Source organism: Amycolatopsis sp. lyj-109 (genome assembly GCF_046548995.1).
GTDB lineage: Bacteria > Actinomycetota > Actinomycetes > Mycobacteriales > Pseudonocardiaceae > Amycolatopsis.
In genome coordinates, this window is record NZ_JAJPWR010000011.1 from 149,491 (window position 1) to 161,508 (window position 12,018).

9 protein-coding genes are annotated in these 12,018 nt (G+C 72.9%); 3 read left to right on the forward strand and 6 right to left on the reverse strand.

Features of this window, described 5'->3' with window-relative positions; all coding sequences use genetic code 11:
- Window positions 1-25: 25 nt before the first annotated feature.
- From ACLJQF_RS25175 to ACLJQF_RS25190, 4 genes are all read right to left on the reverse strand, one after another.
- Window positions 26-3,319: a phosphodiester glycosidase family protein gene (locus tag ACLJQF_RS25175; RefSeq protein WP_410612106.1), complete on the reverse strand. Its 3,294-nt coding sequence runs from the start codon at window positions 3,317-3,319 to the stop codon at window positions 26-28.
- A gap of 105 nt (window positions 3,320-3,424) precedes the next feature.
- On the reverse strand, window positions 3,425-4,135 hold the full coding sequence (locus ACLJQF_RS25180; RefSeq protein ID WP_410612107.1) for a maleylpyruvate isomerase family mycothiol-dependent enzyme: 711 nt from the start codon (window positions 4,133-4,135) through the stop codon (window positions 3,425-3,427).
- Between the two features lie 61 nt (window positions 4,136-4,196).
- Window positions 4,197-4,607 carry a nucleoside-diphosphate kinase gene (ndk, locus tag ACLJQF_RS25185; RefSeq protein ID WP_410612108.1) on the reverse strand — a complete coding sequence of 137 codons (411 nt, stop codon included), beginning with the start codon at window positions 4,605-4,607 and terminating at the stop codon, window positions 4,197-4,199.
- 58 nt (window positions 4,608-4,665) lie between these two features.
- The gene (locus ACLJQF_RS25190) at window positions 4,666-6,213 is read right to left on the reverse strand and encodes an alkaline phosphatase D family protein (protein ID WP_410612110.1); all 1,548 of its coding nucleotides are present in this window, start codon (window positions 6,211-6,213) and stop codon (window positions 4,666-4,668) included.
- 124 nt (window positions 6,214-6,337) lie between these two features.
- Between ACLJQF_RS25190 and ACLJQF_RS25195 the strand changes: the two genes are divergently transcribed.
- The 3 genes from ACLJQF_RS25195 to ACLJQF_RS25205 are packed head-to-tail and all read left to right on the forward strand — an operon-like array spanning window position 6,338 to window position 9,910.
- Window positions 6,338-8,695: a penicillin acylase family protein gene (locus tag ACLJQF_RS25195; protein ID WP_410612112.1), complete on the forward strand. Its 2,358-nt coding sequence runs from the start codon at window positions 6,338-6,340 to the stop codon at window positions 8,693-8,695.
- A 40-nt stretch (window positions 8,696-8,735) separates the two neighbouring features.
- Window positions 8,736-9,602: a hypothetical protein gene (locus ACLJQF_RS25200; protein WP_410612114.1), complete on the forward strand. Its 867-nt coding sequence runs from the start codon at window positions 8,736-8,738 to the stop codon at window positions 9,600-9,602.
- Window positions 9,599-9,910 carry an ArsR/SmtB family transcription factor gene (locus tag ACLJQF_RS25205; RefSeq protein ID WP_410612115.1) on the forward strand — a complete coding sequence of 104 codons (312 nt, stop codon included), beginning with the start codon at window positions 9,599-9,601 and terminating at the stop codon, window positions 9,908-9,910. Before ACLJQF_RS25200 ends, ACLJQF_RS25205 begins: the two co-directional genes overlap by 4 nt.
- A gap of 3 nt (window positions 9,911-9,913) precedes the next feature.
- Here the strand turns inward: ACLJQF_RS25205 and ACLJQF_RS25210 are convergent, their stop codons facing one another.
- Complete coding sequence (locus tag ACLJQF_RS25210; protein ID WP_410612255.1) at window positions 9,914-10,270, reverse strand: DUF4233 domain-containing protein; 357 nt, start codon at window positions 10,268-10,270, stop codon at window positions 9,914-9,916.
- Between the two features lie 32 nt (window positions 10,271-10,302).
- Complete coding sequence (gene folC / locus ACLJQF_RS25215; RefSeq protein ID WP_410612116.1) at window positions 10,303-11,958, reverse strand: bifunctional tetrahydrofolate synthase/dihydrofolate synthase; 1,656 nt, start codon at window positions 11,956-11,958, stop codon at window positions 10,303-10,305.
- Window positions 11,959-12,018 lie beyond the last annotated feature (60 nt).

Sequence of the window (12,018 nt, forward strand, 5' to 3'; positions counted from 1 at the left end):
CCCACCACCGACAAAACCGAGCGGATTACTCGCGGACGGTCACGACCAGCGTGGCCACCACCCCGTTGACCAGCACCGACAGCCGCGCGACCCCCGGCCGCATCGCCGTCAGCACGCCCGAAGCCGGGTCGAACGCAACGACGCCCCGGCCGACCTGCCAGTCCGCGCTCACCGGATAGGACACCGGCACGTCCCGCGTCCCCTGCCGCACGGAAGCGCGCACCTGCGCGCGCTCACCGGGTGCCATCGAGGACGGCCCGGTGAGCGAAAGCGAGTCGACGTTCGGCCGCGTCTCGAACCGCACCGGCTGGGCGCGGTCGGCCGGGTCCACGCGCAGCAGCGTCCAGCCGACGAACCCGCCGTCGCCCGGCGCGGCCGCGGGCGCCTTGCCCGAGTTGCCGTTGACCAGGTACGGCACCCCGTCGACCCGCGACAGCGAGAACACGCCGGCATGCGAAGCCACCGAAGCCGCGGGTTTGCCGGAGGCCTGCTCGAACCCGGTCAGCCACTGGGTCAGCAGGGTCGCTTCCTTGCGGTCGTTCAGCTGGGAGTTCCCGGTCGGGCTCGGGTCCCGCACCGGGTGGTGCATGGCGACGACGACTCCGCGCACGGACCGCTCGGCCGCCGCGGAGTCGAGCGCCGACCGCAGCATCCGGACCTGGTCGAACCCGCCGGCCCGCAGCGAGCCGCGGGAGGAGTCCAGGATCACCAGCCGGATGCCGTGGACGTCGACGACCCGGTGCGTCTCCCCGAAGGCGGCCTGGAAGTTCGCCAGGCCGTTGCCGCCTTCCGCCTCGTGGTTGCCCGGCACGTAGTACCAGGGCGCCTTGCCGTCGAGCTCCTCGGTGAGCACCTGCCGGGCCAGCACGAAGTCGGGCGCCGTGCCGCGGTCGACGAAGTCGCCGTTGATCAGCACCAGGTCCGGTTTCGCCGCGACGGCTTCGCGCAACGCCCGCCGGGCCTGGGTGACCAGCGGCCCCGCCGGGTCGTCCGCGGTGAACTGGGCGTCGCTGACCACCGCCACCCGCAGGCCGCCGGCCAGGACGCCGTCCGTGACCAGTGCCGGGTCGTGCGGAGCGGGATCGGCGGGCACGGCCGTCGTCGGGGCGACCTCGAAGGTCAGGTCGTCGAACCCGAGCCGGCCCTCGTACTGCTGGTCCGGCAGGTTCTCGACGGCGTAGAAGCGCGCCAGCCGCTGTCCCGCGGGCAGCCCGGCCGGGATCGCGGCCGTGACGTACCGCCAGCCCGTCCAGTCCACGCTCAGCGATAGGTCCACAATGGACGCAACGTTCGCGGCGTCGCGCAGTTCCGCCCGCAGCCACGCGCCCTTGCCGTCGCCGTCGACCCACAGCCCGATCTTCTGCGTCCCCGGTGGCACCGGAAGCGGCGAAGACGGCGTCACGTAGGCCGCGCGTGTCGCGGTCGTGCCGGTCAGCCGGTAGTCCAGCGCGAGCCCGGCACCGCCGTCGTGGCCGGGTGCCGCGGAGAGCGCCGCGCCGACGACCGCCGGGAACACCGTGGCCGTCCAGCCCGCCGGGCCGTCCAGCGGCGCCGCCACCTGCGCCACCGTGCCGGCCGAAGCGGCCAGGTGCGTGGTCAGGCCGGCCGCCGAAGCCGTGATCGCCGAAGCGCCGGAGGACGTCAGCGCGGTCACCGCGTAGCCGTCACCCGACGGCTCGACCCGCACGACCGAGTGGTCGTAGTCGAGCTTGACGTCGTCGGGTTCGAGCCAGGTGCCGTAGCCGTCGGCGTCGTAGCCGTAGACCTTGAACGTGCTTCGCGCGCCCGCACCCGAGAGCGCGACCTGCTCGGTGCTCGTGCCGAGCCGGACCGGCCTGCCCAGCACCGAAAGGGCGGTCTTCCCGGACGCCCGGCCGGACCGCGCGACGACGTCGACGTCGCCCGCGCGGTGGCCGGTGACGACGCCGCGCGTCACGGTCGCCCGCCCCGGCTCCGACGTGCTCCAGCGCGGGTCGGCGGCCACCGCGGCGCCCGTCTCGTCGTGGCCGTCGGCGACCAGGTGCCGGGTCAGGCCGGAGAGCACGCGGTTCGCGCCGTCCGTCGCCACCGCGGGTGCCGGCGCGAAGCCGGTGAGCTTGCCACTGCCCGGCACGGTCGTGAAGCCGATCCCGTTGGGCACCAGGCGTTCCCCGCCGTCGGACGGCGAGTTCCGGATGCTCGGCGCGGCTTCGCCCTCGTTGCGCGCCAGGAGCGTCGACGACCCGCCGCCGTCGAGGTTGACGGCGTCGTCGGCACCGAGGCTCTTCAGGTGCCGCGCGAGTTCGAGCTCGGTCATCCCGCGGCTGTCGGCCTGCCGTCCGTCCACGGTGGCCAGCCACAGCTTCCGGCCGTCGGCGGAGAAGCCGACCGCGGTCCGCGGGTGCATGGCGACGTTGTCGACCGGCTGCACGACGCCGTCACGGAGCAGGACTTCGTTGCCGCCCACCGCGACCGCGATCTTCCCGGCGTCCGAGCGCGGCGCGTAGGCGACGCCGACCGCGTCCCCCGGCTGCAGCGCGGCGAGCGCGTCCGCCCCGGCTTCGCGGGCCAGCAGCAGGGTGGTGCCCGCTGCGATCGGACCGTCCGCCGGCTGCGCACGCACCGCGGTCACGACGCCGTCGCGCAGCTCGACCTCCCGCACCCGCGAAGTGCCCGCCACCGACGTCCGACGGCTCGAAGCGCCCCACAACGGCGTGTAGACGCCGATCGCGTCCGTGCCCAGGACCGGGCTGTTGAAGTTGGTCGCCCGCACGGCGCCGCCGGGCAGCGTCACGGCGGCTTCGAGGAAGACCGAGGCCAGGGCGGCCTTGCCTTCGTCGGTGATCGACGCGGTGAGGTTGTGCCCGGCGGCGGGCGCGGTCTGCAGCTGTCCGCGGTCGATGCCGACGCCGATCGGCGCGCCGGTGGCGTTGATGTCGAAGAAGTCCCCGTTGACGCCGGCCACCGCGCCCGCCCGCGCGATCTGCTGCGACAGCGGGGTGCGCGCGGAAACCGTGCCGGGGCTGAGGTACGTCGGCTCCAGCACCTTGCTGCCGAGGTCGACGGCGAGGGTGTCGCCGCGGATCCAGCCCGCCGGGTCGAACCGGTCGAACTGGGTGAGGCTGAGGCCGGGCGCAACTTCGGTGGTGGCGCTGCCGGTGACGAGCCCGTCATCGGGGTCCGCGGTGGCGAAAGCGGCCGGGCCCTCGTGGGCCGACGACGCGGCGGGCGCGGCCTCGACCGGCGGGGTGCCGAGCGGCGCTTCGAGGCGATCGGCGGGGACGACGAAAGCTGTCGCGAACAGGGCGACGAACGGCAGCGCGATGCGTGACTTCTTCACCGGGTACCCCAGTATCGAGTGAGAGTGAGCCGGACCAGCACAGCGCAGCGGCACGGCCGGGGGAAGACTTCCCGGTGAACGCCGCCTGAATGGTCTAGAACACCATCAGGGGGTCAGCGGCGCGGCGAGGAGCGCCGCCGCGGCCGCACCGGTGGCGTGTGGCTCCGGTCCGGTGCGCTTCCACAGGCGCAGCAGGAGATCGCGCGCAGGAGCTTCGACGGTCGCGCCGCCGGCGGCCGGGCCCAGCGCGGGCGGCTCGCCGGGGTGCACGGTCCAGACGTCGCCGGTGTCGGTGGCCCGCAGGGTGACGGGCCCGGGCAGCTGCGGGACGGCGTGCCAGCGCGTCACCCGCGGCAGCATCGCGCCGAGGACCTCGTCGACGCCGTCCGCCGCGACAGCCGGGTCGAGTACGTGGCCGCTTCCCGAGTCGGCGAGGTGGATGGCGGTCTCGTGCACCTGGCGGCGGAACCAGAAGGCCTTCGTCTTGCCGGTGCCGCCGAAGTGCCAGCACGGGTCCGCCGGATCGGTGGCCTCGAGCTCGCCGAGCAGGATCCGCGCGCTTTCGGCGTACCACGACACCAGGTCGGCGCCCGCGTCCACGGCAAAGTCCTGAGGGTGCGCTTCGCCGGTGCGGACGACCGTCGCGGCCCAGCGATGGACGTTGCCCAGGTGCGTCGCGAGGTCGGCGACGGTCCAGCCGGTGCAGTCGGGCACCGGCGCGGCCGGGTCGGCCGTGCGCAGCGCCTCGGTGAACGCACCGGTCAGCTCGGCCAGCACCGGGACGTAGTCGCGCGGCGCGAACGGCATCGTCGTCATGGAGGCTCCGGAAGCAGGAACCGGGGCCACGCGGACGTGGCCCCGGTCGCGGATCACAGGATCACAGGTCGGGGAACCAGAGCTTCAGCTCGCGCTCGGCCGACTCCGGCGAGTCCGAGCCGTGGACCAGGTTGTACTGGGTCTCCAGCGCGAAGTCGCCGCGGATGGTGCCCGGGGTGGCCTTCTCGACCGGGTCGGTGCCGCCGGCCAGCTGGCGGAACGCGGCGATGGCGCGCGGACCCTCGACGGCGAGCGCCACCAGCGAACCCGAGGTGATGAACTCCAGCAGGTCGCCGAAGAACGGACGCTCCTTGTGCTCGGCGTAGTGCTCCTCGGCCAGCGCCTGCGGAACGGTCCGCAGCTCGACCGCGGCGAGCTTGAGGCCCTTGCGCTCGATCCGCGAGATGACTTCGCCGACGAGGCCGCGCGCGACGCCATCGGGCTTGACCAGGACCAGCGTGCGTTCAGTCACGACGGTGTTTCTCCTTGATGCGGTGGGTTTCGGTGCGCGCGAGCCTAGCCGACCCTGCTCAGCGGCCCGCCGGGTGCAGTGTCTTCGACCACAGCGACGTCCCGGTCGCGTCGCGCAGGTCCACCGTGAGGTCGCCGCTCACGCCGTCGACGTTCAGCTCGCCGAAGTGCTGGAAGCCGTCGATCGGGGCGGTGTTCGCCACCGGCGGGGCGTGCACGAACACCGCCTGCGGGCCGAACGTCGGGTCCAGCGCGTTCGGTCCGAACGCGCCGGCGTTCAACGGTCCGGACACGAACTCCCAGAACGGGTCGAAGTCCTGGAAGGCCGCCCGGTCGGGTGAATAGTGGTGCGCGGCCGTGTAGTGGACGTCCGCGGTCAGCCAGACGACGTTGCGGACGCGGCGGCGCTGGATCTCCCGCAGCACCCACGCGAGCTCGGTCTCGCGGCCGCCCGGCGCGCCCGGCAGGTTGTTCGCCACGGCTTCGATGTTGGCGCCGTCCGGGACGACCAGGCCCAGCGGCATGTCGGCCTGGACGATCTTCCACGTCGCCGTGCTGCGGCCGAGCGCGTCAGCGAGCCAGCGGGCTTGGGCGTCGCCGAGGATGTAGCCCGGCTTCGTCTGGTCCGCGGTGTTGGCGTTGCGGTAGGTCCGCATGTCCAGGACGAAGATCTCGACGCGGGAGCCGTAGGTGAAACTGCGGTAGACGCGGCCGTCGACGGCCCGGCGCGAGTCGATCGGGTGCCACTCGTGGAACGCCTGGTACGCCCGCGGCGCGAGGACGTCGACGCGCTTCTCGGTGTAGGCCGGGTTGTCGAGGATCTTGCCCGGGTACCAGTTGTTCAGGACTTCGTGGTCGTCCCACTGGGCATAGACCGGCACCTGCGCGGCGAAGCGCTTGAAGTTGTCATCGAGGCGGTTGTAGGCGTGCTGGCCGCGGAACTCGTCGAGCGTTTCGGCGACCTTCGACTTCTCGGGCGTGACGACGTTGTGCCAGGTCCGGCCGCCGGGCAACGTCACGGACTCGGTCAGCGGCCCGTCGGAGTAGACCGTGTCGCCGCTGTGCAGGAACAGGTCCGGGCAGCGGGCGGCCATCGCGGAGAAGATCGTCATCCCGCCCAGCGCGGGGTTGATGCCCCAGTTCTGGCCGACGACGTCGCCCGACCACAGGATCCGGGCGTCGCGGCGGCCCACCGGCGCGGTGGCGAACCGGCCGGTCAGCGGCTCGCTCGTGGCGCGCCCGTCGAGGGCTTCGGCGGTGACGCGGTAGTGGTAGTCGGTGCCGGGCAGCAGCGCCGCGACGCGTACGCGGCCGGTGCCGCCGCTGTCCGGACCCACCAGCGGTCCGGGGACGCGGCGGGCGTGCCGGAACGACGGGTCCCGCGCGATTTCGACGACCAGGCGCGACGGCCGGTCCGCGCGCGACCAGACGATCGCCGAGCCCGGGGTGACGTCGCCGGACTGGACGCCGTGGGTGAGCACCGGCCGGTCGCGGCGGACGAGCGGGACCGCGGCGAAGGCCGTGGACGGCACGACGAGGCCGGCGGCGACCGCGGAGGCGCCGGTCAGCCCGGCCTTGAGCAAGGAACGGCGGGAGTGTTCGGTCATGCGCGGTTTCTATCCCGCCGCGGCCAACGGCGGCTTGCGCGCGGATGAACGAACATTGGGGTTTTCCCCCATACCCGGGCGTGATCGCCGTGGGTAGCGTGGTGATCACGACAAGGGGGTACGAATGACGCACATCCGGAAGGCGCTGGCCGTTCTAGCGGCCGCGCTCTCTGTCACCACACTCTGCACCGGCGTCGCGACGGCCGGGGAGGCCGGCGCGAAAGCCGTCCTGCGTTACACCGAACACGGCATCCCGCACATCGTCGCGAAGGACTTCGGCGGGCTCGGCTACGGGTACGGGTACGCCGCGGCGACCGACAACGTCTGCGAGCTCGCGAAGATCTACCTCACGGTGAGCGCGCAGCGGTCGCGGTACTTCGGCCCGGACGGCGAGGGCTACCCGTCGCTGTCGGAGGCGAAGGACAACCTGCACAGCGACCTGTTCTTCCAGCAGCTCAACGACTCCGGCGTGGTCGACCGCCTGGTCGCCCAGCCTGCGCCACAGGGGCCGCGGCCCGAGGTCCGGCAGGTCGTTTCGGGCTACGTCAGGGGGTACAACGCCTACCTGGCGCGCACCGGGCGGTCCGGGATCACCGATCCGGCCTGCCGCGGCGCGGACTGGGTGCGGCCGATCAGCGAGCAGGACTTCTACCGGCACTTCTATTCCATCGCCGTCACCGGCGGCCTCGGCTTCGTCACCGAAGGGCTGTTCGCGGCGCCACCGTCCGGTGCGCCGTCGCCGGCCGCGGGCACGCCCGCGCAGCTGTCGGCGAGCCTGCGGGACGGGCTCGGCAAGGGCGGCCTCGGCAGCAACGGCATCGCCGCGGGCGCCGACGGAACCGCGGCGGGCACGGGCAGCGTGCTGCTCGGCAATCCGCACTACCCGTGGCACGACGGACGGCGGTTCTGGCAGAGCCAGCTGACCATTCCCGGCCGGGTGGACGTGGCCGGGGCGAGCCTGCTCGGCATGCCGTTCGTGATGATCGGGCACACCGCGGACGCGGCCTGGACGCACACGGTGTCCACCCCGGTCACGTTCGGCCTGTTCGAGGTGCCGCTGGCGGCCGGTGACCCGACGACGTACGTGGTCGACGGCAAGCCCGAGAAGATGACCTCCCGCGAGGTCACGGTCCAGGTGCGCCAGGCCGACGGGTCGCTGAAGCCGGCCAGCCGGACCTTCTGGTCGACTCGGTACGGCCCGGTGCTGAACGACGTCGGCGGAATCCCGATGCCGTGGACGGCGAAGTCGGCGTTCGCGCTGCGGGACGCCAACGCGACCAACCTGCGCGGGCTGAACACGTGGTTCGAACTCGACCAGGCCCGCAGTACGGTCGACGTGGTCCGCGCGCTCAGCAGCACCCAGGGCGTGCCGTGGGTGAACACGATCGCCACCGACCGGGCGGGCAATGCGCTCTACGCCGACATCCAGGTCGTCCCGCACGTCACCGACGAACTGGCCCGGGCCTGCAGCACACCGGCCGGGCAGCAGACGCTCGCCGGCGACGGACTGGCCATTTTGGACGGTTCGCGGTCGTCCTGCCAGTGGGGCTCGGACCCGGGTGCGCTGGAGCCGGGGATCTTCGCGCCGTCGCGGCTGCCGCAGCAACAGCGCCGGGACTACGAGCTGAACACCAACGACAGCGCCTGGCTCGCGAACGCCCGGGCTCCGCTCACCGGATTCCCGCGGATCGTCAGCGACCAGGACACCGAGCGCTCCCCACGCACCCGCGAAGCGCTGCTGACGGCCGAGGCGAGCAAGTTCACCACGGAGTCGATGAAGAAGATGCTCTTCGCCGACCACAGCCTGTTCGCCGACCTGGCGGCGGCGGACCTGGCGAAGCTGTGCGCGTCGTTCCCGGACGGGCAGGCACCGTCGTCGGCCGGCCCGGTACCGGTCGGCCCGGCGTGCGCCGCGCTGACGAACTGGGACCACACGTACTCGCTCGACAGCCGTGGTTCGCTGCTGTTCCAGCGGTTCGGCGCACGCCTCGGCACTGTCGCCCGGTTCACCACACCGTTCGACCCGAAGGCACCGCTGACGACGCCGAACACGCTCAACGTCGGCGACGCGGGCGTCCGGAAGGCGTTCGGCGACGCACTGGTGGAACTGCGCGCGGCAGGCCTGCCGGCGGACGCCCGGCTACGCGACGGCCAAGCGGTGACACGCAACGGCGAGCGCATCCCGATCCACGGGGCACCGGGCTTCCTCGGGGTGCTCAACGTGATGACGCCGGTGTGGGATCCCGCACGCGGCAACGCCGAGGTCGCGCACGGGTCCAGCTTCATCCAGGTGGTGGGGTTCAGCGGGCGCGGGTGCCCGGACTCCTCGACGTTGCTGACGTATTCGCAGTCGGCCGATCCGGCGTCCCCGTACTTCAGTGACCAGACGAAGCTCTACAGCCGTGGCGAGTGGGTGAAGGGCCGGTTCTGCGAGGCCGACATCCTGCGCTCGCCCGCGTTGCGGGTGGTGGTGCTGCGGTAGCTACTAGCACTACATCCGGATATGCGGATATGGTGCGGGCATGCGCGTTCTCGTGGTGGGGCACGGCCCGGTGGCCCGGGTGCTGGCGACGTCGTTGGCCGAGAGTCACCGGGTCGGGTTCGCGGTGCGCGAACGGAGCGCGGAATCCCTGCTGGTCGAGAGCCGCCGGCTCCGCACCGCGGGATCTGCCCGGCAGGTCGAGCAGCGGAGCGTCGAACTGACGACGCCCGGCGAGGGCGCATCCGGGTGGGACGTGGTGATCAGCACGGCCTCGCCCGCCTCGCCGGGCGTCGCCGATCTGCTCGGGCAGTCGGCGATCGTCGCGGCGGTCACGCAGGTGCCGTCGGAGGTGGAACTGCTGCGCGAACTGGCGGGCACGCGGCCGTGGGGCTTGGTGGTTCCCGAGTTCTTCGCCGGCGGCGCGGATCCGACGTGGTGGTGGCCGCCGGCGCGGGTGCGGTTCACCGTTGCCGGTCCCGCGTCGGTCCTTCTCCGGTCCTTGTTCGCCCGGCCGCGGTGGGCGCGGACCGCACCGCTCGCGGCTCCCCTGGTGTCCGCGGCGACGACGATGCCCGTCGTGGCCGGACTGCACGCCGCGGGCTTCGACCTGAAGGCCACCCGCCGGTCGTCGCGGCAGCTCGCGGCGGCCGCGACGCAGGCGCGTGCGGCGGTCGCGGCCGGGTTCGGCGGCCCGAGCCCGCGTCCGGTCCGCTCGCAAGCCGTGCTCGCGGCGCTGACGGCGCTGCCCCGGCTGGCACCGTTCGACGTGCCGCGCTACCTGCGCACCCACTTCGGCGGGCACGGGCCGCAGACGGTCCGGATGCTGCGGGACTGGGCCGACCTGGGCCGGCAGCACGGCCTCCCGACCGGTGCGCTCGAAGAGCTGCTGGAGCAGGTGCCCGCGTGATCCAGGACGCGCTCACCACCGCACTGCCCGTGCTGCGGGCGCTCGGCGAAGCGACCCGGGTGCAGATCGTCGGAGTGTTCCTCGACCGGGGTGGATCCGCCACGGTCGGCGAGGTCCAGGAAGCGCTGGGGTTACCGCAGTCCACGGTGTCACGGCACCTGCGTGTCCTGCTCGACGCCCGCCTGCTGGCGGTGGCCCGGTCGGGCCCGCACCGGATCTACCGCCTCGACGTTCCGGCCGATGCCCTCGACGCGCTCGACGCGCTCACCACCCAGGTACGAGCCTGCCAGGCCGCGCCGCACCCGTGAAAGTCACGGCTGGGGCTGCTGGCTCGCCAGCGTCCCCGCGGCCAGCCGGCGCGCGACGTCCCGGCGCAGCCACAGCAGCCACAGCCACACCGCCAGGAAGATCGCGCCCAGCACGGCGATCGCGGGCAACCAGAACACCAGCGCGATCAGCACCACCTGCAGCGCCAGGATCACCGGCACCGCCCACGGGCGCTTGACGAACCCGCACGTCACGATCAGCAGGACGGCCACCGCGATGACCGTCCAGCCGGTGCCCGTCGAAAGCCCGCCGCCCAGCTTGTTCACCACCGGGAGGGCGAGGGCGACCGTGATCGCCTCCATGATCAGCGTCCCGGACATCACGCCGCGGAACCCCTTCATCGGGTCCTTCGGCTTCGGCGTCTCCTGCGACGTCACGCCGGCTCCTTCCCGAACAGCGTGCGCGCCTCTCCGGCCGTGACCACCGAGCCGGTGACCAGCACGCCGCCGCCCGCCAGGGGCTCTTCCGGGTCGTCGCTGGTCTCCACCAGCGCGATCGCCGTCTCGATCGCCGTCTCCAGGTCCGTCTCGGCGACGACGCGGTCTTCGCCGAACACCGAGATCGCCAGCTCGTTCAGCTGTTCCAGCGGCATCGACCGGGGCGAGGAGTTGCGCGTCACGACGATGTCCGACACCACCGGCTCGAGCGCGTCGAGGATGCCGAGGGCGTCCTTCTCGGCCATCACGCCGACCACCGCGACCAGGCGGCGGAAGGCGAACTCCTCGGAGACCGTCGTCGCGAGTGCGCGGGCGCCGTGCGGGTTGTGCGCCGCGTCGAGCAGGACCGTCGGGGCCGACCGGACGCGCTCGAGCCGTCCCGGCGTTTCGACCTCGGCGAACGCCTCGCGCACCGCCTCGACGACCAGCTGCCGGTCCTTGCCCGCGCCGAAGAACGCCTCGACCGCGGCCAGCGCCAGCGCGGCGTTCGCGGCCTGGTGGGCGCCGTGCAGCGGCAAGAAGATCTCGTCGTACACCCCGCCGAGGCCCTGCAGCTTCAGCAGCTGCCCGCCGACGGCGATCTCCTTCTCCAGCACGCCGAACTCGCTGCCCGCGCGGGCCACCGCGGCGTCGACCTCGACCGCGCGCTCCAGCAGCACCTTCAGCACCTCGGGGTCCTGCTCGCCGATCACCGCGACCGAGCCGGGCTTGATGATGCCCGCCTTTTCGCGCGCCGCGCTCACCGCGTCCGGCCCCAGGTACTCGACGTGGTCGAGGCCGATCGGGGTGAGCACGGCGACATCGGCGTCCGCGACGTTCGTGGCGTCCCAGGCGCCGCCCAGGCCCGCTTCGAGCACCGCGGCCTCCACCGGTGCGTCGGCGAACGCGGCGAACGCCATCCCGGTGAGGATCTCGAACTTGCTCATCGCGACGCCGTCCGCGGCCGCACCGTCCACCATGGACACGTACGGCGCGATGTCGTTCCAGAGCTCGGCATAGCGCGCGGCGGAGATCGGCCGGCCGTCGAGCGCGATCCGCTCGGTGACCAGCTGCAGGTGCGGGCTCGTGTAGCGGCCGACGCGCAGGCCCATCCGGGTCAGCAGCGCGTCGATCATCCGGGCCGTGGAGCCCTTGCCGTTCGTGCCGGCGACGTGCAGCACCGGGTAGCCGCGGTTCGGCTCGCCCAGCAGCTGCGTCAGCGCCGAAATGCGGGTCAGCGACGGCTCGATCTTCGTTTCCGGCCAGCGCTGGTTCAGCTCGGCCTCGACGGCCATCAGCTCGCGCCGCGCCTCGGGGCCGTCCGGGCTGCCGTACACCTCGGGTTCGCCCTGGTCGTCGAGCTCGTGCAGCTCGGCGTCCTCGGGCACGGTGAGGTCGGGCACCGGGCCGGTGGCGATGTTGTCCCCGAGCTGGCCGACCCCGCCGATCCCGCCGCGCGAGCCGCCGCCGGCGTCGAACGCGGTGTCGCGGACGTCCAGTTCCGGGTCGTTGTCGTCGGACTCCTCGTACCCCGTCGCCCCCAGTTCGTCGACGCCCGCGAAACTGTCCAGATCCGACAGGTCCGGCCTGCGACCTGTCTCATCCTGCGGCACTGAATCTCCTCCGGCCTGGGGTTTTCACACTTGCCTTCCGAGTCTACGTGCGTGGCCGGT